Consider the following 22,301-nt stretch of genomic DNA (forward strand, 5'->3'; position numbering starts at 1 on the left):
CTGTAAGCGGCCATGAAAAACTGCCCATAGGCGGCCACGTAATTGCCCACTGATGGCCAGTAAAACTGCCCAGCGGTGGCCATGAGATCTGCCCACTTCCTCAACTGTTCCTGCCGCGTCTTAAGCGGCGGGGGCCTCTCCCCGGGATTTGATGACGGTGTCTAGTCGCACCAAATGTCGTCCCAGGAAGAGGCCCTGTATGAAGCATGACGGAGAAATCATGGAAATTCTTGCTGCCTATGATCTGACCGGATCGTTGCGCGCCACCGCGGAGCTCACGGGCTGCTCGCACCACACGGTCGCCAGACACGTCGCCGCGCGGGACGCCGGCCGGCCAATCGCCGAGCCCGCGCCGCGGCCCAGGGTCACGGACGCCTACCTGCCCAAGATCGAGGAATGGGTGGAGGCGTCCAAGGGCCGGATCCGCGCCGATAAGGCCCACGAGAAGCTGCTCGGTCTGGGTTATGGGGGGTCGGAGCGTTCCACGCGCCGGGCGATCGCGCAGGTCAAGGCCGCGTGGCGACTGGGGCATACCCGCGTGCACCGGCCGTGGATCACCGAGCCGGGGATGTGGCTGCAGTACGACTTCGGCGACGGGCCACGGATCGGCGGGGTGAAGACCATCCTGTTCGTGGCGTGGCTGGCGTTCTCCCGGTTCCGGATCGTGATCCCGCTCAGGGACCGGACCGCGCCGAGCGTGTTCGCCGCATTGGACCGATGCTTCCGGATTCTGGGCGGGGCACCAACGTATGTGCTGACGGATAACGAGAAAACGGTCACCACGGCCCATGTTGCCGGGGTGCCGGTGCGGAACCAGCAGACCCTGGACTTCGCCCGGCACTACGGGGTCACCGTGCTGACCTGCCAGCCCGCTGATCCGGCCACTAAAGGCGGAGTCGAGGCGTCGGTGAAGCTGGCCAAGGCGGACCTTGTGCCGACTGACACGAACCTGAGGCCCGGTTACGCTTCCTTCGCCGAGCTCGAGGCAGCCTGCCAGGTCTTCATGGACGAAGTCAACAACCGCGAACACCGGGCCACCCGCCGCAAACCCGCAATGGTTTTGGCGGAGGAAGCGCCCCGGCTGCACCGGATCCCGGAGACCGCGCATACGGTCGCGTTCGGGCTGGCCCGGATAGTTCCGGAGAACACCCCGATGGTCTCCTTCGAGAACGCCCAATACTCGGTCCCGTCGCATCTGCTCGGCGCGAAGGTGTTCGTCCGCTCCCACGGCACCGGCCCTGACGAACAGGTCATCATCGTCCACCACGGCCCGACCGGCCCGGTCGAAGCCGCCCGTCACGGCCGTGCCCGGCCCGGCAGCCCCGCGATCATCGATGAACACTTCCCCGGAACCAGGACCAGGATCCCGGGCGACTACGCCGTGAAGGCACGCACCGCCGGTGAAGCCGAGTTCCTGGCCATCGGCGCCGGCGCCAGAACCTGGCTCGTGGAAGCCGCCACGGCAGGAACGGGCCGGATGAACGTGAAAATGGCCGAGGCCGTGACCCTGGCCAAGATCGCCGGGACCGAGTCCGTGGACCGTGCCCTGGGAGACGCCGCACTCCATGGCCGTTTCGCGCACGGCGACCTGCCCTCGATCCTGAACGCGAACATCCGCCGCACCACCACCCACGCCGCTAACGAAACCAGGTCCCTCACCCAAGGGACCAGCGCCTGGGCCGGCCTCGGCGCCGAGCCCTCGAGCACCCCAACTAAGGAGCAGAGCCGATGAGCCCAGTCGCAACCACGAACACCACCGCCCCGGCCCTGCCGGCAGAGCTGGAAGCACTCATGCGGCAACTGAAAATGCCCCACGCCCGTGCACTGGCCCCGGAACTGATCGCGACCGCACGAGCCCAGCGCTGGGAACCCACCGAGATCATCAAGGCCCTGTTCACCGAGGAAGCAGCCGGCCGGGCCAGGTCCATGCTCGCCACCCGGCGCAAAGCAGCAGGATTCCCGACCGGGAAGACCTTCGACGTCTGGGACCCCGCCGTCTCCTCGATCCCGGCGCCGACACAGCAAGCCCTGCGCACCCTGGAATGGATCACCCGCAGGGAGAACCTCGTCGTCTGCGGGCCCTCCGGCACCGGGAAAACATTCTTCCTCGAAGCGCTCGGCCAGCAAGCCGTCGAAGCGGGGATGCGCGTTGCTTGGTTCAGGCTCGAGGACCTCGGCGCCCTGATCCGTGCGCATCGCACCGACGACAGCGTCACCCGGGCAGTGGCCAGGATCCTCCGCGCGGAACTCGTCGTGATCGATGACATCGGCCTGCTCCCAGTGGCCACCGACGCCGCCGAAGGACTCTACCGAGTCGTGGACGCCGCCTATGAAAAACGCTCCGTGGCCATCAGCTCGAACCTGCACCCCGCCGGCTTTGACGAGCTGATGCCCAAAACCCTGGCCACGGCAACCGTGGACCGTCTCCTGCACCACGCCCACGTCTGCCAAACCAGCGGTGACTCCATCCGCCTCACCCAAGCTCTCGCCGGGAAAGGAGTCACCCAACTGAACTAACAAACCCTCGACGATGGCCAACCCCACCGACAACCCTCAGTGGGCAGATCTGTTGGCCATCACCGGGCAGCTTTACTGGCCACCAGCGGGCCGATTAACTGGCCGTCCGTGGGCAGAAACCAATGGCCATTGACACGTTCCAAGGGAAACAACCCCCCACATCCCCGCTAGCCGCCATGATGAATCCGTTCGCTGTGGACGAAGCCTGAAGGAGACGACTTCGTAATCCGCTCCACCGGGCGGCTCGTCCAGGTTCGCAATGTACCCTCCCCCGGGGCCACGGCTTCCCTCGCCATCGCCCAACACATAGTTGAGGAAGCTGGGGTTGGAATAGGAGCCGGGGGTGTACCGATCCCTTCGCGGCCCGCCCATCGCTACCGCGTATGGCCAAAATGGCCGAGGGGCGAGTATCTCGTCATCACGCATTACTAGGTTCAGGTACACCCCAACGTGACATCGTCACCAAGTATCTCGACCTGCTCCAACTTAATCTGACACGTGGTGGGGTTTGGATGTGGTGCGCGGAGGGGCGGTGGTATCGCGTATCACGAGCTTGGGTTTTAGTTGAGGGACGTCGCCAGTCGAACCATTCTCGATCATCGCTAGGATGCGGCTTACGGCGATTTGACCGATGGCTTCGAATTCAATCCGAACAGTCGTTAGAGCGGGCCGGAAGAACGGTGCTTCCTTGACGTCGTCGAATCCCACCACGCTGACGTCGTCCGGCACGTTGCGTCCAGCGTCGTCCATGGCCTTGATTACTCCCAGCGCGAAGGCGTCGTTGGCGGCAAAGACCGCCGTTACGTCCTTCCGTGCGGCGAGTTCACGGCCGACGCGGTATCCCTCAGCGGCTGACCAGTCGGACGTTGGGAGCGGGGTCGGAACGAAGCGTCCAGCCGCCCCCAGTTCCGCTGCCCAGCCCTGGACGCGGGACGATGTTGCCATCCAGCCGGGCGGCCCCTGGACGTGCCACACCGTTTCGTGCCCGAGGTCCAGCAGATGGCGCACCACCATCCGTGCTCCTCGCACTTCATCAACGGAAACACTGGTCGGACTAGGCTGCGATCCTTGCTGGAATGTGACCACGGGAACGCCGATGTCGAGGCCTTCAAGAACCGTTATGGCATCCAGGAGAGGCGCGAGCACGATCAGGCCGTCCACCGTGTCCGAGTTGATGGATTCGAGCGCAGCCCGGAAATCCCGCGGTTCCAGACTGGCCAGCGTGACTAAACGCGTCGCGTAACCATGTTGCCGGGCTTCCTCTGAAATACCGTATAAGGCCACCGTCGGCCCCAGGACCGACAGTTCGAAGCTGACCACACCGATCGTCATGGTTCGGTTGCTGGCAAGAGCCGCGGCCGCCGGGTTTCGCCGGTACCGCAGTTGCGCGATGGCGTGCTCCACGCGTTGACGGATGTCGGGGTCCACATTGGTCGCTCCCCTGACAACGCGTGACACCGTCTGCTGCGATACCCCGGCGAGCCGGGCAACATCGGACATCCGCGCCGCCTTGGACCTGGAGGCCAGCCGCTCCCCGCGCCCGTTGGAGTTTCGGGCTTCTGAGGGGGAAGGGGTCGTAGACACCACCCCATTATCCCCGGGTTATCATCGACCGGCAGCGCAACGCCTGCCGGCGCCACCTGTCACGGGCGGTGCCGGCAGCGCAGGAACTTCAGGATGCTGATCGTATGGGCCACTCAGCTCCTCCACCATGTACTTCCGGGTCGTTTAGCTCCCATCCATGGTTGACGCCAGCGACAGGGCCATCGCCCAAACCGCCCGATTCTCGGTGCCTCCTACACCGAGGCTGACACCTTCGCCCAACCCTCAGCTTGTGAGACCGCAGTTTCAACCTTCGCCAGGCTGGAGCACACCCCATCCTGACGTCAGGTAGAGCCGTACAGGGCGTCAGATTAGGGTTCGGAATGCTTTCTGCAACATGCCGCCTCGGGAACCTAAGGCTTCAACCTGACACGTCCTGCTGCCAGCAGCTCGCTCGCCGGGACGGTAATCCAACCGTTAATTGGCGGAGGCCCGGTCGAGTAGCGGTCGACCGGGCCTTCATGCTGGTTCTTCCCGGATCACCTGATGATTCCCTGGAGGGGTAACGCGTTGGGCCGCTAGCAGGCTAGCTTTCGCACTCGATGCAGTATGAATGGCCATCACTTTGGCGTACCACTGTGAGCAGTGGAGCACCGAGAAGCATGCGGAGATAGAGGCCCCGGCCCAGGGAGAGGTCTTAAAGCAAAAGGACCTCCGGGGCCGGCCTGCCTTGGCAAGTCCACGGCCCCGAAGGTCCTCTTGTGCCGAATTAGTGCTCTTCGTGAAGGGACCGCTTGTAGCGCTCCGGTAGGAGCATGGTGGCGATCATGGACAGGATCACCAGGCCCAGTCCGATACAGGTGAGGGCCAGGGTGCCGTTTTCGGTGTTCTGGAAGATCCAGGCGGCGACAAAGGGGATCGGGGCACCGAAGATCAGGCCGGCCATGGTCATCCCAAGTGCGGAGCCTGTGTAACGCATGGACGTCGGCAGGGCCTCGGAGAAGAAGGCGGCCTGCGTGCCTGCCGTGACCTGAATACCGCACAGTGCGAGCGCAATGATGGCAGCGCTGGCCGGGAAATTCATGGAGTTCATGATCGGGAACATGGTGCCCGCGGCAATGCCCTGCATGGTGAGTCCGAGCAGGAAGGTCTTCTTCCGTCCGATCCGGTCACTCAGGCGTCCACCCAGCACTGCGGCGGGGATGGAGACCAGGTTGGCCATGAGCAGCAGACCGAAAGTAATGGAGTTGTCGTAGCCGAGTTCCTTGGTCAGGTAGTTCACGGCGTAGGTGACGCTGATCCAGAACAGACCTGCGGAAGCAGCCCAAGATAGAACGAGCTTGATGACCGTGCCGGGCTTCTTTGCAATGACGGCCAGTGCGCGCTCCTGGGGAACAGCAGATTCGGCTGCCTTTTTCTGGTTTTCCTTGAAGGCCGGGGTTTCCTCGATGCGTCGGCGGATGAAGACGCCTACAACCAGCAGCAGGACACCCATGAGGAACGGAACGCGCCAGCCCCAGGAGGCGAAGTCTTCCTTGGAGAGGAACATAGCCAGACCGGTCAGCGTGAGGGAAGCAAAGGTCTGGGCGAGCGGCGAGCCTGTGGCCAGGATTCCGCCGTACAGTCCACGGTGTGCTGTTGGTGCATGCTCGACGACGAGCACCTGGACGCCGGTCGCCTCGCCGCCGAGGGCGAAGCCTTGCAGGAAGCGGAGGAGTACCAGCAAGGTTGGAGCGATGATGCCGGCTACCGCGTAGGTGGGCAGCAGACCGATGAGGATGGATGATGCTCCCATCAGGACCAAGGTAAACATGAGGACGTTCCGGCGGCCGATCTTGTCGCCCAGGGCGCCGAAGACGATGCCGCCGAGGGGACGGGCCACCATGCCCGCGCCGAACGTGGCGAATGAAGCCAGAATGGCGGTGTTCGTATCGAAGCTGGGGAAGAACAACTGGGGGAAGAGGGTCGCGGACAGCGTGCCGTAGACGGCGAAGTCGAACCACTCCAGTGCTGTTCCGAAAGTGCCGCTCACGACGGCCCGGCGTGATGTCCTGGGATCAAGGGTTGCTGCATCGCCCGCGGCGGGCGCGGACTGAACAGGATTAGCTAATTCCGACATTGGAACTTCCTTGCGTGTTGATAAGCCAACTTTAGGCCGGGCACCTGCTCGAGAGGATTTCCGGTAAGAACAAGCGTTCGTTTTTAGTGTAGATGTGACCTGAGTCGCAACGCAAGGGCGAATTTCGAGAAGCCGTAAAGCATTCCGTACGAACGCCCGTTAGTCTATGCTTGGCAGTGAAGGTTCAGTGGCGAACGTTGCTGGACTCCCGTCCTCGATGCCTAAGGGAGAGCAGATGAGCGAGCAGGTACAGGAAAGACTCGTCAAGGGACGCCCGGACCATTTCTGGGACGACCTCGTCACCGGTGACCGGCTGAAGAGCCCGGGCATCACCATCTCCGAAGCCCACTTGGTCCAGTGGGCCGGACTGACCGGTGACTGGGTGTCCCTCCATCTTGATGAGGAATACGCCTCCCAAACTCCCTTCGGGCAGAGGATCGGACATGGTCCGCTCACGCTCTCGCTGGGCCTTGGCCTCATGACGCAGACCGGCTACTTCACCAATGTCATCGCGTGGCTCGGCCTCGACGCCGTCCGCGCGGTCCAGCCCGTTTTCATCGGTGACACCATCCACGTCGAGGCGATCGTCAGCCTATCGCGCGCGACGAGCAAGCCCGGCTCCGGCCTTTGGACCATCGAATACACCGTCCTGAAACAGGACGGCAGCACCGTCATGACTTTCTCCAGCAGCTTCCTGATCAAGCGCCGCTAGCTTCCTGCGGCAAGAGCACCACAGCAAGGACACGTCCATGAGCATCACCACAGAACACCACTCCCCCCGGGTGGACGGGGCCGGATCCGAATCCCCCGCAGAACTGCGCGCCCGCCTTGTCAGCTTCCTCGACCAACACGTCAACGAGGAAAGCCTGATTGCCCATGACGAGGATGAAACCTACGATGTTGAGCTGTTCAGGGCCCTCGCCAAGGCCGGATTCGTGCAGCTTGAGTCGCGGATCGGCGGAGCAAGGGCAAAGCACCGCAGCCAAACCATAGTCCTTGAGGAGCTGGGTGCCCGCGCTACCTCCATGGGCGTCAGCTTCGTGGTCCAGTACATGGGTGTGGAGCTGTTGCATTCCTTCGGCACTGCTGAACAACAAGAACGCTTCCTCGCACCGCTCTTCGCCGGCGATGCCAAAATGTCCTTCGCCTTGAGCGAGCCTGCGGGCGGGACCGATGTTGCCCGGGCCATGACCACCCAGGCCGAGCAGCAGCCGGACGGGTCCTTCCTGATCAACGGCGCCAAAAAGTGGATCGGCGGAGCATCGGATGCCGACTACCTGATCGTGCTTGCACGCACCAGCGGGATACAGCGTTCCTCCATTGACGGAATCACCATGTTCATCGTTCCGCGCAGCACGCCCGGAATCGAAACGCAGGCCATCGACACCATGGGCATCCGCGCGTTGGAACAATGCGACATCCAGTTCACGGACGTCCGGGTCCCTGCCGAACTGGTCCTCGGCCAGGTAGACAAGGGCTTCCGCCACGTCTTGGGCACTCTCAACGGCGAGCGGCTGAACGGAGCAGCGGTGGCACTGGGTATTGCCCGGGGAGCCTTGGATTACATCGTGGGCTACGTCAAGGAACGCCATGCCTTCGGCCGCCCCATCGGCGCCTTCCAGGCCCTGCAGCACAAACTCGTGGACAGCAGCGTCAAAGTAGAGAGCGCCAGGCTCCTGCTCGAAAAAGCCGCCCTGGCTTCCGACGAACTGGCCGGCGCCGACGAAACGCTTTCAGCCATGGCGAAACTGGCGGCAGCCGACGCCGCTACCACCACCACTGACGTGGGAATGCGGGCCATGGGCGGCTGGGGCTTCCTGCGGCAACTGCCCATGCAGCGCTACTTCCGCGATGCCCGCCTCTACACTTTCGCGCCGCTGACTGATGACATGATCCGCAACTACATCGGAGAGCAGCACCTCGGGCTCCCCCGCTCGTACTGAGGCGAACACACCGAAGGAAAACTAAAGCCGGCCACCTTCCTTCCGCCGTCGAACGACATTTGTTTGCCTGTTGTCCGCACCTCCCCAGGGGAGCCTGCGGCTAACAGGCAAACAAGTGTCCGTGCGTTAAACTTTGAGCAAGCGACGACGACGATAGGTGGCGCCACATGGTTGCAACGACTGAACGCGGAACGGCGCAGGCCATCCGCGAAGAAGCAGCGAAGCTCTTCTTCGAACGCGGCTACGACGGAACAAGCCTGCGCCAGGTAGCCTCGGCCGTCGGCCTCATGGTCGGCAGCCTGTACAACCACATCGACAGCAAGGAAAACCTGCTGCTGCAGATCATGGGCGGCATCATCGATGACCTCCTGGACAGCGCCCGCAAAGCTGTCGAGATCGACGGCGACGCCGTAGACAAGCTGCAGGCAGCACTCACGGCACACCTGAAGTTCCATGCCGAACGCGCCCAGGAAGTCTTCATCGGCAACGCCGAGCTGCGGTCCCTTTCCGACGACGCCCGTAACGTAGTGATCGCCAAGCGCACCGAATACGAGCAGTTCCTGCAGGACCTCATCGAGGAAGCAGGCCGGGCCGGCCTCGCCGACGTGATCGATCCCCGGATCCACGTCTACAGCATCGTCGCCCAGGCCACGCACATCGCCGGTTGGTTCAAGCCGGGCGGACGGATGTCCCTGGATGAAATCGTGGCAATTTACACCAAGCTCGCTCTCCGCGAACTTAACGTCCCCGACGCCGACGCCCGGGTGGACAAGGCCAGCTAACCCAAGTGCCGCCGTCGTAAATCACAAAGTCCGTGCCGGTCAGCAGCTGCTGACCGGCACGGACTTTTAAGGAATCCCGGGGCGCCCCACCAGGGGCCCCAGAGACTATGCGCCGGCGACCGCTTCCACCGGAGCCGTCTCGCGGCGCTTCATGAGCGCCGTGCGGCGAACGACGCACACAAGGTCGTTGTTCTGGTTGTACCCACGGTGCTCGATGCCCACGATTCCGGTTTCCGGCCGGGAGTTGGAGACGCGCTTGTCCAGGGCTTCAGTCTCCACACGCAAGGTGTCCCCAAAGAAGACCGGCTTGGGGAACTCGATATCCCGGAAGCCGAGGTTCCCCAGCGTGGTGCCGAGGGTGGTGTCCTGGACCGGAACGCCGGTGACGACGCCCAGGGTGAAGATGCTGTTGACGATCTGCTTTCCATACATGCTCTTGGCAGCGAATTCTGCGTCCAGGTGCAGCGGCTGAACGTTCATGGTCAGCGTGGTGATGAGCAGGTTGTCCGTCTCGGTGACGGTCCGCGTGACTTCGTGGCGGATTACTTCGCCTACCTGAAAGTCTTCGTAGTACATTCCGGCCATGGTGTGTCTCCTGTAATTGTTGTGCCTGCCGGCCAGTAGTAGTTGCTTAGTTGCTGCCCGCGAAGGCGAGTGCTTGGCGCGCGTGGTTGGCGTGGGCGAGGTCGATGTGGTCGCCGCGGTAGGAAACAGCCCCGTGTCCCTGGCGCTGCCCTTCCTCGAATGCCTCCACCAGGCCCTCGTAATAGCCCCGCATCGATTCGGACAGCCCGTACGATTCGTTGGCCACGGGCGCGTGCGAGGGATGGATCAGCACCTGCCCCGTGTAGCCGAGCCCGTGGTTGGCAGTGGCAAAGGCCTTCAGTCCGTCAAGGTTGTGGACTTCCTGCCAGAGGCCCAGGACGATGCTGCGCAGTCCGGCAGAACGGGCTGCAACAACTACTTTGCTGCGTAGGTACAGGGTTTCCATTCCTTCTGCGGTCCAAGCGAACCCCACCTCGCGTGAGACGTCGGCGTCCTTCGCGGCCGCTGCCATGACACCACCCACGCGGGGCCCGGCGAGGATTTCGTCCACCTTGTTGATGGAGGCAGCAGTTTCCAAGGAAGGAATCAGTTCCACGGTCCCCTTGGGAACGCCGTTCAGGATCTCACCGGCGGCGACCAGCGCATCGAAGCGGACCACGTCGTCGCGGGAGAAAAGCTTCGGCAGCAGGAAGCCGGTCAGTTTGGCATGCGTCGTTTCCGCGATGTCCCTACCGAAGTGCACGGTGTCCAGGGCATTCGGGCGGATCAGGATTCCCTTGTCGCTGCTGTGGGCGTCCAGGGCATCCTTGGCGTTGGCACGGGCCAAGGCCTTGTCTGCTTCGGGAACGGAATCCTCGAGGTCGATGATGATGGCATCGGACTCGGAGGCCAGCGCCTTGTCGATCCAGCTTCGCTTATGGCCGGGGACAAAAAGGATTGAACGGAAGGGCTTCATCAGGCTGCACCTTCCAAGACGAGCTGGGTGAGCAGCGTGCCTGCTGCCATGGAGTCTCCAACAGTTGCGTGGATGGGTCCGACAATGCCGGCAGCCGGCGCCTGGATGGGGTTCTCCATCTTCATCGCCTCAAGGACGAAGAGGACATCGCCGGGGGCTACCATCTGGCCTTCTTCGACATTGACCTTGATGATGGTCCCCTGCATGGGTGCCTTGACGCTGCCGTCGCTGGCTTTGCCCTTGCCGCGGGCCCGAGTGGTTCGCGTCCGCTGACCCGCTCCAGCTTCCTCGGCAGGAGCGGCAGCGTAGGCAGCCGGTGCGCCCGCGAAAGCTCCCGGACGGTCAGAGAACTGCGGAATGATGTAGAAGCGGCCACCGACCTCAACCTCGTTGCGGGCCAGCGGTTCTTCTTCGGGTTCCTCCGAGAAGTCCACCTTCTCTTCCAGCCAGCGGGTGGTGAACTGCGCCGACTTGAAGTCCTCGTGACGGATGACTGCCAGCGAGGCGGGAACAGTGGTGGGGACACCCCGGACGAGCAGCTGCTGGAGCCCCTTTTCCAGCCTGGCCAGAGCGGTCTCGCGGTCCGGACCGTAAGCGATGAGCTTGCCGATGAGGCTGTCGTAGTAAGGAAGGACCTCGTCACCGCTTTGGTAGCCGGCGTCGAAGCGGAGCCCCTCGCCGTCGGGCGCCTTCAGTTCCTCGATAAGCCCCGGCGCGGGAAGGAAGCGGCCGTCGGCCACGTCCTCGGCGTTGATGCGGGCCTCGATGGCGGCACCCTGCGGCACCAGCGAATCACGGATGCTGAGTTCCTCACCGGCGGCAACCTTGATCTGTTCCGCGATGAGGTCCACGCCGTGCACCATCTCGGTGACCGGGTGCTCCACCTGGATGCGGGTATTCATCTCAAGGAAGTAGAAGTTCTCCCCTTCGACCAGGAACTCCACGGTTCCGGCTCCGGCGTACCCGACGTGCTCGGCGAGCCTGACTGCGGCAGCTCCCATGGCGGCGCGCAGTTCAGCCGACAATCCCGACGCCGGTGATTCTTCCACGAGCTTCTGGTGGCGGCGTTGTACCGAGCAGTCCCTGTCACCGACGTAGACAGTGTTGCCCAGCTTGTCCGCAAATACCTGGACCTCCACGTGCCGGGCGCTGGTCAGGTAGCGCTCCAAGTAAACTTCCCCGTTGCCAAAAGCGGCAGTTGCTTCACGGACCGCTGCAGCTACTGCTTCCTCTGCCTGTTCCTCGGACTCCACCAGGCGCATGCCGCGGCCACCGCCACCGGCAGAAGCCTTCACCAGGATCGGGTAACCGTGCTGGGCGCCGAAAGCCACGACATCGCCCGCGCCGGAAATAGCGTCCCGGGAACCGGGCGCAAGCGGAACCTCGGCCGCGATCGCAACTGCGCGGGCAGCCACCTTCTCGCCCATGGTCGAGATGGCTTCGGGGCTTGGGCCGATGAATGCCAGCCCTGCATCAACAACAGCCTTGGCGAATGCCGCGTTCTCAGAGAGGAAGCCGTAACCGGGATGGATGGCCTCGGCGCCGGTCTCCAGGGCTGCGCCGATGATGCGCTCGATGTTCAAGTAATTCTCGCTGGCTGCGCCGGGGCCGAGGTTCACGGCTTCATCGGCTTCCCGGACATGCATGGATGCGGAGTCGGCCGCGGAGTGGACGGCCACGGACTTGATGCCAAGGGAGCGGCAGCTGCGAATGACCCGTACGGCTATTTCGCCGCGGTTGGCGATCAGGATTTTGCTAAACATGGTGTTTCCTTGTCGTGTGTAAAGTCGCCGGCGTCAGCGAAGGATGCAGCGGTTGCTCGCGGAACCAAGGGTGTTGATGGTCGTTTCAAGGACGGATCCAGCCTCAAGGAACTCCTTGGGGTTCATTCCGTCTCCAACCCCGCCGGGAGTGCCGGTGAGGATGACGTCTCCGGCCCGCAGCGTGGTGATGGCCGAGATGTACTGAATGAGCGCCACGGGTCCGAAGACCAGTTCCGACGTCCGGGAGTGCTGTTTGGTGACGCCGTCCACGGAGCAGCTGATGTCGAGGTCGGGCTCGGGTCCGGTTTCGTCAGCGGTCACAAAGTAGGGGCCAAGGGGCGTGGTTTGGTCGAACGTCTTGCCCTGGAGCCATTCCGGCGTGCGGCGCTGGAAGTCACGGGCACTGACGTCGTTGGCTACCGAAAAGCCGGCGACGGCGTTCCTCGCCTCGGTCTCGTCGGCGCGGCTGACGGTTTTACCCACAACGACGGCCAATTCCGCTTCCCAGTCGACGCTGGAAGAGCCGGGCGGGAGCACGAGATCGTCACGCGCTCCGATCAGCGCATCGGCAAACTTGGCAAAGAGGGTGGGGTGTTCGGGCAGTTCCCGGCCCATCTCGAGGATGTGGTCCCGGTAGTTCAGCCCGACGCAGATGATCTTTCGCGGTTCGGTGATGACTGGCGCGAAGTCGGCCTCGTCCGCGCTGACGGGTGAGCCCGCAGCCAGTCCCGACCATTCCGGGGCTCCGGCCCTTAGCCAGGCCCCGACGTCGGTGAAGTCCAGCGGAACCAGTTTGCCGCCGTCGAGCACCGCCGCCTTTGTTCCGTCTTCGGTGCGGATCGTGGCCAGTTTCATGCGTTCCATCCCAGATTCACTTTGAGCTGGCTCTTCACCAGTTTTCCTGCTGCGGACCGGGGTAGTTCCTCCGGCCGCATGAACACCATCTTTTTGGGGATCTTGTAGCCGGCCAGGTGCTGGCGCAGGAACGTCGAAAGCTCTGCCGCATCGACGCTGACCCCGCTCCGAAGCACCACCACGGCACGAACCTCCTCGTCCCACTTGGGATCGGGAACACCGACGACGACGGCCTCCAGGACAGAGGGGTGCATGTGCAGGATCTGCTCGATCTCTGCTGAGTACACGTTCTCCCCGCCTGTCTTGATCATTTCCTTAAGGCGGTCGCGGAAGTAGAAATAGCCTCGTTCATCGCGGGTTGCGAGGTCCCCCGTGTGCAGCCACCCACCCAGCATCGCCTCGGCCGTGGCATCCGGACGGCCGTAGTAGCCGGTCATGACGCTCGGCCCGCGCACGCAGATCTCACCAAGTTCTCCCGGAGCCACTTCCTGGCCCGACGGATCCTGCAACTGGGCTTCCACCAGGAAATACTCCGTGCCGATCGAGCCGTCCACGGCTGGGTCCAGCATGTCCGAGGGCTTGAGCCTGGTGACCATGGGGCCCGCTTCTGTGAGGCCGTAGCGGAAGTAGAGCTCCGCCCCGGGAAGCATCTCGGTGAAGAGTTGCTTGTCCGGCATACGGAGCAAACCGGCGCCGGTGTGCACGGCCTTCAGGTTCTTGCGGATGGCCGGGTCTGACAGGACGCCCGTGTCCATGAGTTTCCGCATCATGTTGGGGATCATGAACGTGTTGGTGATCGATTCCCGGCCCACGAGGTCCACCACAGTCTCGTCGGTGAACTTCTCCGCAATGACGCTTGTGGCACCAGCGATGAAGTGCGGCACGAGCCAGCACAGCAGGGCCGCGGAATGGAACAAGGGAGTGACGATCAGTCCGCGTTCGTTGTCCCGGCTGCCGACTCCACAGTCGTACATTTCATTGATGGCATTCGCCATGGCGGAGCGGTGGGACAACACCACACCCTTCGGGGTTCCGGTGCTGCCGCCGGTGTAAATGATGCAGAGTGCCGACTCGGGCGTGGCCACATCGTCGATGGGGCCGGTCCCAACGCGAAGCGCCTCGATTTCACGTCCCTGCCGAACCACCAGTGGCAGTTCCTTATCGCCTTCGGCGAGGATCTCCAACGCCTCTTCGAGGAGCGGAAGGTGTGCCTCCTCCGCGAGGATGACTTTGGCTTCCGTCTCCTGAATGCCGGCGGCGAGCTCGGCGGGGGCCCACCGCCAGTTATAGGCGATGTATACGCCGCCGGCAGCTGCAACGCCGAAGAAAGCTTCAGCGTTGAATACCGAATTTCCGGCCAGCACTCCAACGCCTGAGCCGTGGACGATGCCCGCATCCCGCAGTCCCCTGGCCAACTGCCACGCCCTCTCGGCAGCTTCGCCGAAGGTGACTCTGCCGTCGACGCCGACAAACGCTTCCCTGGCGGGGTTGCGTCGGCTGTTCAGCCGGATCCAGTCTCCAATAGTTCGCATCGTTGCCTCTCCGGAACCAAAAATCTGCTGTCAGGAAGGTGCCGACACTGGCAACTCCTTCAATACGAACAAGCGTACGTCCGAACGAACGTTTGTGCAATGTGCCACAGGGAAATTACGCAGGGGAATTTGGGAGATCCGCAGGCTCAGGCAGCCGCCACCCTGAGTTCGCGGAGGGCAAGCCGGGTATAGATCTCCACGATTTCATCCAACGACATGCGGCCGCCGGGCTTGAACCAGCCCGCAATGTGCGTAGCTTGGGCAACAAAGCTATAGACGTGGAGGCGCGCGTCCACGACATCAGCCAGGCCTGCGCGCCCGGCCTCCTCGATCAGGTCCTGCAGCAACAGCTCATACTCGTGACGCTTGGCGATCACCACGTCCCGCGCCTCTTCGGAAAGGGACCGCAGTTCCGCGTTGCCAATGAAGACTTCCTGCGCACGCTCGGCATGGAACCTCAGGTGGGCCGCAAGTGCCGCGCGGAGCCTGGCGACAGCATCGCCGTCGAAGTCGACCGCCAGCCGCATGGATCCCATCAGGTCATCCATGACGCCGCCCATGATCTGGAGCAGCAGGTGCTCCTTGCTGTCGATGTGGTTGTACAGGCTCCCCACCCGAAGGCCGGACGCGGCGGCAACCTGACGCAGGCTGGTGGCGTCATACCCGCGCTCGAAAAACAACTTGGCGGCCTCGGCCCGAATTACTTCGGCGCTGCTCCGCTCCACAAGCTCCGTCATTCTTGCCACCTCTTCCGTGATGCGCCGGTATTCCACTTGTCCACCACGTGCTGTTACGGCGGGGGACAGGCGGGCGCGCATGTTGACTTTCCCGCCATAACCTCGTTCACTGAATCGTGTACGTACGAACGATCGTACTCCTTTCGATCCGAGGTGTGTCTTGTTCGATCAGCTTTTCCAGCCAATGGACCTTGGCGGCCAGACGCTGCCCAACCGCCTCGTCCTTCCGCCCCTGACACGAAGCCGGGCGGGTAAGGACGGCGTACCCACACCCCTCATGGCGGAGTACTACCGTCAACGCTCAGGTGCCGGGCTGGTCATCAGCGAGGGCACAGTAGTTTCGCCCCAAGGTGCTTCCTATGCGAGGGTGCCCGGGCTCTACTCGGAGCAACAAGTGCGGGGCTGGAGGCCCGTGGTTGAAGCCGCAAAGTCCCGCGGAGCCGCGGTTTACGCACAGTTATGGCACGTTGGCCGGCAAGCGCACTCCTCAGTGCAGCCCGACGGCGGCAGGCCCTGGGCGCCATCAGCCATCGCCATCACCGGCTGGCAGTACAGGAGTCCGCAGGGACGGGTGCCCTTTGAAGAACCGCGTGAACTCAGCCTCGACGGAATCAAGGACATCGTGGAGCAGTTTGCCGTGGCAGCGCGCAACGCCATGGCTGCCGGCTTCGACGGCGTGGAACTGCACGCGGCCAACGGCTATCTCTTCGACCAGTTCCTCAACTCGAGCTCAAACCAGCGGACTGACCAGTACGGCGGATCGGTGGAGAACCGGTTGCGTTTCCTCAACGAGGTCATCGACGCCGTCAGTTCGTTCGTGCCTGCCCACAGGATCGGCGTGCGCATCTCGCCATCGTCGACGTGGATGGATGCCTTCGATCCGGACAAACGAGGCCTCTACTCCGCCCTGGTCCGCAGCATCAGCCCGCGCGGGCTCGCCTACCTTCATCTGGTGGAGCCGGGGATCGCAGGAGCCATCGACAGCGCCGACCACGCAGAACCCATCACCAGCGCTGAATTGGGCGCACTCTTTGACGGCCCCGTGATCGTCACCGGCGGGCACACGCCGTGGAGCGCAGCAGCAGCCGTAGGAGCCGGAGACGCTGACCTCGTCGGCTTCGGCAGGCTCTTCATCTCCAACCCGGACCTGCCGGCCAGGATCCGCATGGGTGCCGGGCTGGCCGAACTTCGCCACGAGGGCCTCTACGGCGGCGGGGCTACCGGGTACACCGACTATCCCGAACTTCAAACTGCCAACTGACATCCGGAGAGGGACCAGAACATGTCCGAGCAAAACACCGCCAACCAGCGCAGCCTCAATGTGCTGATAACGGGAGCCGCAGGCGGCATGTGCCGCGGAATCAACAAACGACTGGGGAACGCGGGTCACACACTGGTGTGCGTCGACCTGGACCTGGAACGCTGCCAAGCCGCCGTCGACGAGCTCCGCGCCCAAGGAATCACCGCCCACGCGTTCGCCGCGGACGTCACCCGGGAGGACGACGTCGAGCGGTTGCGCACCGCCGTCAAGGAGACAGTTGGCGAGGTCCACGCCCTGGTCAACGCTGCAGGAATCCTGGACCGCAAGATGCTTCTGGACCACACGGTCGAGTCCTTCTCACGTGCAATCGACATCAACCTTGTGGGACCGTTTGCGCTCATCAGGGCCTTCGCGGAAGACCTGCTGGCGGCCAATTGGGGCCGGATCGTCAACGTCTCCTCCATTGCCGGGACAACCGGCTACCCCTACCCGAGCTATGCCGCTTCCAAAGCCGGGCTCTCCAACCTCACGCGCTCCCTTCTGATGGATTTCTGGGGCACGGGCATCACTGTCAATTCCGTGTGCCCCGGCGTGGTGGACACGCCCATGGTGATCCAGGAAGTGCGCGACCAGGTTCCCAACAAGGTACCCACTGGAAAGATCGTGGAGCCCGAAGAGATCGGCGCACTGATTGCCTTCCTTTTGACCGATGATGCCCGGAGCATCAACGGCGCGGACCTGGTGATCGACGGCGGCGCCACACAGGTCTTCCGGCTCTTCGACCCCGCACAGGGCTAAACGCGTGGAGATCACCGGCACGCTTCAGCGCGAGGCATGGTTGAACAAAGTCCAACCTCCTGTTGAGAACCTCGGCGAAGGCTTGTGGTCCATTCCCGTGGAATTCCCGGGCAACCCCATGCGGTACACGCTGTCCTATCTTGTGATCAGCGGTCCGGACTGCCTGGTCATCGATCCGGGCTTTGATTCCCCGCAAGGACGGTTGGACCTGGAGGCGGGCCTGCGGGCAGCCGGCGCGGGCATCCCGGACGTGACGGGCATTGTTGCGACGCACTTCCACACTGACCACTTGGGAATGGCTTCCTGGCTCAGGACGCACTCCGGCGCCTGGCTTGCGCTCGGCCAAGCGGAGCAACGCCACATCTCTGACTTTGACGATCCCGCCGTCGAAAGCGAAGCGGACCGGGAGCGCATGCGCTCCTGGGGCGTCCCCGAAGGGCGGCTGGACGAAGCTGCCATGAATGTGGACAAGCTGATGCACTTGAAGCAGTTGGCGGACCCCGATCTTCGCCTCGGCGACGGCCACCGGGTTCCCATCCACGGCGAGCCGCTTACCGTTGTCGAGACCCCCGGACATACGCCCGGGCACATCTGCCTCCGCGACGCGGGCCGGGAAGTCTTCCTCAGCGGCGACCACGTGCTGCCGCGCATCTCACCCAACGTTTCCTTGGAAATCCGCGGTGACGCCGATCCCCTGCGCAGTTGCCTGGAATCGCTCGACCGCCTGGCTGCGGACACGCACTTCGAGGTCCTCCCGGCCCATGAATACCGGTTTAAGGGGCTCCGTGACCGCGTGCTGGCACTGAAGTCGCTCAATTTGGAACGCTCGGAAGAAGTAGTCCGGGAACTGGAAGCACAAAGGAACCCCACCGTGTGGTCAGTCGCATCGCGGCTCACGTGGTCCCGCGGCTTCGAGTCGTTAACGAATCTGCAGCTCCGGCTGGCCCTCAGTGAAACAGCGGCCCACGTGCAATACCTCCGCACCTCAGGCATGAACCACAGCGTTGACGGGCTCCCGACGGCGGAACTCGCCGTATAGGCGTCACCCGGCTTGGATTTGTTTGAACGTGCCGCCCACGCCAAAGGGCCGGATCCTGAAGGATCCGGCCCTTTGGCTTTTTCGGTATTCACCCGCTTTGGACTACGGTGTCCGCGCCGCTTCACCAGGCTCAAGGTCGATCTCGACCTCGTCAGCCAGGAACCACTGCATGTCAGCCAGGAACTCATGCTCGTGCTCGAACAGCTCCTGCGCCTCCACGCCCGCATAGGCCGCCTTCACATCAGCCACCGAATCGAACCAGAGCTCAGCCATTCCATTGAACGGCCACTCTTTGTGGTGCTCGATCGCCGGGTTCTGCCTGTAGCGCCTGAGCCCGGGCAGCTTGCGGACCAAGACAGGATGCTCGACGTTCCACTTGTACAGGAACTCATCCCGGCTCAGGCCCACCTTGGCTTTGAGGACTGCAACCACCTTGATCATCCGCGTCTCCTTAGGCCGGTGTGACAGCCTGGCGGCGCTCTACCGGCACAGCCTTGCGGCGGCCGTAGAGGTCCAGGCGGACCATCAGGTCCGAACGGAGCTCGTTGGCAGGGACAACAGCCTCGACGGCGTTGGCATTGGCGATCTTGAAGACGTCGATGCCCTCGGCGTACTCCGCTTGCTTCTCGGCAATGAACCTACGGCGCTCTTCCGGATCCTCGATTTCGTGGATCTGGTTGTAGTAGACGCCGTTGACAGCAGCATCAGGGCCCATCAAGGCGGGACGCGCGGTTGGCAGGGCAATGACGGCGTCCGGGTTCATGGGGGCTCCGGACATGGCCAGGTAGCCGCCGCCGTAGGCCTTGCGGACCAGCACCGTGATGCGCGGGACGCGGCACTCGGAGACAGCGAAGATCATCTTGGCGCCGTGCCGGATGATGCCTTGGCGCTCCACCGCCGAGCCGATCATGTACCCGGCAATATCCACCAGGAAGATGATGGGGATGTTGTAGGCGTTGCAGATCCAGATGAACCGCGCGGCCTTGTCAGAGGAATCGGGGAAAATCGAACCGCCCATATGCTTCGGCTGGTTTCCCACCAAGCCCACTGGCCGTCCACCGATCCGGGCGAAGCCGGTCAGCATCTCCGGCGCGAAGAGTTCCTTGTACGGGAACCAGCTGCCCTCGTCCACCAGGGATTCAACGAACTCCTCCATGTCGAAGACCTCAGCCTCACGCAGGGGGACGATGTCCTGCAGCGAGCGGCCCGGCCGTGGTTCCAGAGCCGGGGCAAGGGGCGCCGGCTGCTCCCAGTTGGCTGGAAGGAAGCTGAGCCACACCCGGATGGCGGCGATGGCTTCTGCGTCATCTTCCACCAGGACGTCGCCCAGGCCGGAAACGCTGCAGTGCATTTCTGCGCCGCCCATCTCCTCCAAGGTGACCTTCTCCCCGGTAACCATTTCGGCCAGGCGTGGCGAACCCAGATACGCCGTGGCATGCCCGCGGACCATGATGGTCATATCGCACAGGGCAGGGACGTAGGCCGAGCCGGCCGGGGACGGGCCAAACAGTGCGCACACCTGCGGAACGCGGCCGGAGATCTGGACCTGATTGTAGAAAATGTTGCCCCAGGCATGGCGGCCGGCGAAACTCTCGAACTGCTCGTCGATGCGCGCACCGGCGGAATCGAACAGGTAAACGAGCGGGATTCCCGCCGCGTTGGATTTCTCCTGGGCGGCGGTGATTTTCTCGAAGGTACGGTTGCCCCACGTGCCTGCCTTGACGCTGTAGTCATTGGCGATGACGCACACCTGCCGGCCATCGACCCGGCCGAACGCGATGACGACGGCGTCTCCCGGGAGTCCGTCTTCAAAGCGGGCCAGGAGGCCGTCTTCGATGTATTCGTTGTCATCAAACAGCAGGGCGAGGCGCTCGCGCACCAGCAGCTTGCCGGATTCGATGATCTTCTTGCGGTTCTTCTCTGAACCGCCCAGCCGCGACTGTTCGAGCTTCTCCTGGAGAAGTTCGTGCACGGTGGGGGCTTCGGCAGTCGCCGTCGACGCCTCTGCTTCCGCGATCGTGGTGGTGCTCATACAGGCCTCCAGTTGAAACAGCAGGGTAAATACTTAGGTGTTATCCGTATTGGAACGCGTGACCGCTCGTCTCCTCCGCTAAGAGCGGTAGTCGATCTCCAGGTCAACGATTTCCTGGTCCTCAAGGTTCACAACGATGTTGTCCGGGGTGCGGGTGGTCATCCAGACCAGTTCCTCGGTCTTGCTGGCATTGCCTTCGATGTGCGGCATGTACGGCGGAACGAAGACAAAGTCACCTTCTTCGAGGTAGACAATCTCACCGTAGCCTTCGCCATAGCGGATGAAGCCGCGGCCCTTGAGCACGTAGCCGCCCGTGTTGGCCTCGCCATGGTGGTGGGCGCCTGAAATCTCGCCCGGGCCCGTGTACACCTTGCCGAACCAAAGGCGCTCTACCGGGCTGTTTTCCTTGCTCACGCCGGAGATGCGGCGGGCGTTCTGCGTCTGGCCCGGGGCAGCTTCCAGCTCGCCCGCCCGGTGAACGCGGAAGATGTCGGTGTTCTTGTTGATGTCGAAGGCGACGTCTGTAGTCATCGCTGGTCCTTTCGAAGTCGAATCGGTGCCCGTTCCGGATCGCCCTAAGCGAGGAACGAACGTCCTTTAGTAAGTATCCAGCGATGACGCCAAGAGGTCAAGACGAACGTTTGTACGTATCAACGAAAGTTAGACCAGCTCTTCATGAGCGATCCGCAGCAAAGGCTATATAGGCTCTCGAATGAGGGAAGTTGCCGCCTCCAGGCAGTACAGCCGGTCAAGCGTGTCCAGAATCTCCATCACTGACTGCTCGCCATGCCTGATCCCGGACCGGTTGGCCATCGCTTGGATAGCCGAAACACCGAGGTCCGGCCTCATGGAGACTGTCTCGTAGGTAAATTCTTGGGCACTGACAATCTGGATGCCACTTGGGATCTTGTCGGCTGGGAAGTCTCGAAAGTTAGCAGTAACGATACTTCCGGCTCCACCGACCACCGCCGCAGCCAGCACGTGTTCATCGTCGGGGTCGGGCAATCCATAGGACCCATCCAGCCCTTCCCAGTTACTCACGATCGAATCCGGAAAGTGAAGCCGCAACTGAGTACCGAGGTGAAGCCCTTTCTTCGCGGCATCCCTTTCTGAATCACCCCGCTTGATGCGTTTCCGTTCTTCATTGATCTGAACCTCTTCGAGGATGGCTTCGCTGAAGACAAAACGGTACGCCCCCTCAAACGCCAGCGACAGCAAAAAGTCACGTTGAGTGCTGGGCCAGAGGACACAACTGTCAAGAAGGGCGGTGAACATGCTCCTTAGCGTTTCACTTCTGCCGGGCTCGGCGCCTGCGGCCTGCTTCTGCCCGGGCAGACTTTAGGTCCTCAATAAGGACCGCCGGGTCTTCATCATCGATGTCACCAAGTGAGGCTAATGCCGCGTACTGCTCCGCTTTTCTCTCGTTCTTGAAAGCCAAAACATCCTCGAGCCTGACTCGCCGATGGGTGGCAGGTTTCTCAAACGGAATTTTGCCTGCATCAAGAAGTTTCACGAGCGTGGGGCGCGTCACGCCAAGGAGCTCTGCTGCCTGTTGTGTAGTAAGCGTCATGGAACTCGGAGTGATTGTGACAGCCAGTCCCTTACGCATAGCCTCCACAGCTCTGACCAGCACATCGTAAATTTCAGAAGGAATCTCCACCTGATCGCCGGCGGTGGGTCCTGACAGGAAGAACTGCGGTCGCGGCGCAGCCCCAGTCCGCTCAGCGTGCGCCTCGATGAAGTCGTAAATCTTGCCCGTTTTTGGAGCTTCGGGGGCGAAGAAGATTTCCTTGACGGCGGCGGGACTTGTGCTCATGGCAGCAGACTCTCTGGATTGTGTATCTGATTCGTCGTTTTTCGTTTTTTTCGTTTACGTTCTT

Annotated in this window: 21 protein-coding genes; 8 read left to right on the forward strand and 13 right to left on the reverse strand. The window is 62.8% G+C overall.

Translation table 11 applies throughout. From position 1 onward, the window contains the following. Positions 1-199 precede the first annotated feature (199 nt). Both istA and istB read left to right on the forward strand, forming a co-directional pair. Positions 200-1,732 (forward strand): IS21 family transposase, encoded by a 1,533-nt coding sequence (istA, locus tag OCL88_RS16345; RefSeq protein ID WP_319951666.1) that lies wholly within the window; start codon positions 200-202, stop codon positions 1,730-1,732. Then, the gene (istB, locus tag OCL88_RS16350) at positions 1,729-2,517 is read left to right on the forward strand and encodes an IS21-like element helper ATPase IstB (protein ID WP_264963174.1); all 789 of its coding nucleotides are present in this window, start codon (positions 1,729-1,731) and stop codon (positions 2,515-2,517) included. The genes istA and istB overlap by 4 nt, the downstream gene beginning before the upstream one ends. 486 nt (positions 2,518-3,003) lie before the next feature. On the opposite strand, the gene OCL88_RS16355 is transcribed toward istB, so the two are convergent. Continuing rightward, positions 3,004-4,017 carry a LacI family DNA-binding transcriptional regulator gene (locus OCL88_RS16355; RefSeq protein WP_264963211.1) on the reverse strand — a complete coding sequence of 338 codons (1,014 nt, stop codon included), beginning with the start codon at positions 4,015-4,017 and terminating at the stop codon, positions 3,004-3,006. Between the two features lie 811 nt (positions 4,018-4,828). Then, positions 4,829-6,178 (reverse strand): MFS transporter, encoded by a 1,350-nt coding sequence (locus tag OCL88_RS16360; protein WP_264963175.1) that lies wholly within the window; start codon positions 6,176-6,178, stop codon positions 4,829-4,831. A 235-nt stretch (positions 6,179-6,413) separates the two neighbouring features. Here OCL88_RS16360 and OCL88_RS16365 point away from each other — a divergent pair, with 235 nt between their 5' ends. From OCL88_RS16365 to OCL88_RS16375, 3 genes are all read left to right on the forward strand, one after another. Further along, complete coding sequence (locus OCL88_RS16365) at positions 6,414-6,890, forward strand: MaoC/PaaZ C-terminal domain-containing protein (protein WP_264963176.1); 477 nt, start codon at positions 6,414-6,416, stop codon at positions 6,888-6,890. A gap of 37 nt (positions 6,891-6,927) precedes the next feature. Then, positions 6,928-8,121, forward strand: coding sequence for an acyl-CoA dehydrogenase family protein (locus OCL88_RS16370; RefSeq protein ID WP_264963177.1), 1,194 nt, complete (start codon positions 6,928-6,930; stop codon positions 8,119-8,121). Positions 8,122-8,288: 167 nt separating this feature from the next. Then, entirely contained in the window at positions 8,289-8,903 is a 615-nt protein-coding gene (locus tag OCL88_RS16375; protein WP_264963178.1) for a TetR/AcrR family transcriptional regulator, read from the forward strand. Positions 8,904-9,008: 105 nt separating this feature from the next. On the opposite strand, the gene OCL88_RS16380 is transcribed toward OCL88_RS16375, so the two are convergent. From OCL88_RS16380 to OCL88_RS16405, 6 genes are all read right to left on the reverse strand, one after another. After that, positions 9,009-9,488 carry a MaoC family dehydratase gene (locus tag OCL88_RS16380; protein WP_264963179.1) on the reverse strand — a complete coding sequence of 160 codons (480 nt, stop codon included), beginning with the start codon at positions 9,486-9,488 and terminating at the stop codon, positions 9,009-9,011. Between the two features lie 46 nt (positions 9,489-9,534). Continuing rightward, positions 9,535-10,404: an HpcH/HpaI aldolase/citrate lyase family protein gene (locus OCL88_RS16385; protein ID WP_264963180.1), complete on the reverse strand. Its 870-nt coding sequence runs from the start codon at positions 10,402-10,404 to the stop codon at positions 9,535-9,537. Further along, positions 10,404-12,167 (reverse strand): acetyl/propionyl/methylcrotonyl-CoA carboxylase subunit alpha, encoded by a 1,764-nt coding sequence (locus tag OCL88_RS16390; RefSeq protein WP_264963181.1) that lies wholly within the window; start codon positions 12,165-12,167, stop codon positions 10,404-10,406. Before OCL88_RS16390 ends, OCL88_RS16385 begins: the two co-directional genes overlap by 1 nt. A 33-nt stretch (positions 12,168-12,200) precedes the next feature. Beyond that, positions 12,201-13,022 carry a fumarylacetoacetate hydrolase family protein gene (locus tag OCL88_RS16395; RefSeq protein WP_264963182.1) on the reverse strand — a complete coding sequence of 274 codons (822 nt, stop codon included), beginning with the start codon at positions 13,020-13,022 and terminating at the stop codon, positions 12,201-12,203. Continuing rightward, a complete protein-coding gene (locus OCL88_RS16400) occupies positions 13,019-14,554 on the reverse strand; it encodes a class I adenylate-forming enzyme family protein (protein ID WP_264963183.1) in 1,536 nt (511 codons plus the stop codon). Before OCL88_RS16400 ends, OCL88_RS16395 begins: the two co-directional genes overlap by 4 nt. A gap of 146 nt (positions 14,555-14,700) precedes the next feature. Next, positions 14,701-15,291: a TetR/AcrR family transcriptional regulator gene (locus OCL88_RS16405; protein ID WP_264963184.1), complete on the reverse strand. Its 591-nt coding sequence runs from the start codon at positions 15,289-15,291 to the stop codon at positions 14,701-14,703. Positions 15,292-15,451: 160 nt separating this feature from the next. Between OCL88_RS16405 and OCL88_RS16410 the strand changes: the two genes are divergently transcribed. From OCL88_RS16410 to OCL88_RS16420, 3 genes are read left to right on the forward strand one after another with little or no spacing between them, the layout of a single operon-like run. Further along, positions 15,452-16,552, forward strand: coding sequence for an alkene reductase (locus tag OCL88_RS16410; RefSeq protein WP_264963185.1), 1,101 nt, complete (start codon positions 15,452-15,454; stop codon positions 16,550-16,552). A gap of 21 nt (positions 16,553-16,573) precedes the next feature. Next, complete coding sequence (locus OCL88_RS16415) at positions 16,574-17,350, forward strand: SDR family NAD(P)-dependent oxidoreductase (RefSeq protein ID WP_264963186.1); 777 nt, start codon at positions 16,574-16,576, stop codon at positions 17,348-17,350. Between the two features lie 4 nt (positions 17,351-17,354). Then, the gene (locus tag OCL88_RS16420; protein ID WP_264963187.1) at positions 17,355-18,389 is read left to right on the forward strand and encodes an MBL fold metallo-hydrolase; all 1,035 of its coding nucleotides are present in this window, start codon (positions 17,355-17,357) and stop codon (positions 18,387-18,389) included. Between the two features lie 102 nt (positions 18,390-18,491). On the opposite strand, the gene OCL88_RS16425 is transcribed toward OCL88_RS16420, so the two are convergent. The 5 genes from OCL88_RS16425 to OCL88_RS16445 form a co-directional block, all read right to left on the reverse strand. Further along, positions 18,492-18,830, reverse strand: a complete 339-nt coding sequence (locus OCL88_RS16425) for an EthD family reductase (RefSeq protein WP_264963188.1) — start codon at positions 18,828-18,830, stop codon at positions 18,492-18,494. Between the two features lie 10 nt (positions 18,831-18,840). After that, on the reverse strand, positions 18,841-20,421 hold the full coding sequence (locus tag OCL88_RS16430; protein WP_201434052.1) for an acyl-CoA carboxylase subunit beta: 1,581 nt from the start codon (positions 20,419-20,421) through the stop codon (positions 18,841-18,843). Between the two features lie 78 nt (positions 20,422-20,499). Then, positions 20,500-20,952 (reverse strand): cupin domain-containing protein, encoded by a 453-nt coding sequence (locus OCL88_RS16435; protein WP_201434051.1) that lies wholly within the window; start codon positions 20,950-20,952, stop codon positions 20,500-20,502. A gap of 165 nt (positions 20,953-21,117) precedes the next feature. Continuing rightward, positions 21,118-21,696 (reverse strand): PIN domain-containing protein, encoded by a 579-nt coding sequence (locus OCL88_RS16440; RefSeq protein WP_264963189.1) that lies wholly within the window; start codon positions 21,694-21,696, stop codon positions 21,118-21,120. Positions 21,697-21,709: 13 nt separating this feature from the next. After that, complete coding sequence (locus OCL88_RS16445; protein WP_201434049.1) at positions 21,710-22,237, reverse strand: helix-turn-helix domain-containing protein; 528 nt, start codon at positions 22,235-22,237, stop codon at positions 21,710-21,712. Between the last annotated feature and the right edge of the window lie 64 nt (positions 22,238-22,301).

It is taken from the genome of Paenarthrobacter sp. PAE-2 (genome assembly GCF_026013155.1).
GTDB classification, from domain to species: domain Bacteria; phylum Actinomycetota; class Actinomycetes; order Actinomycetales; family Micrococcaceae; genus Arthrobacter; species Arthrobacter ureafaciens.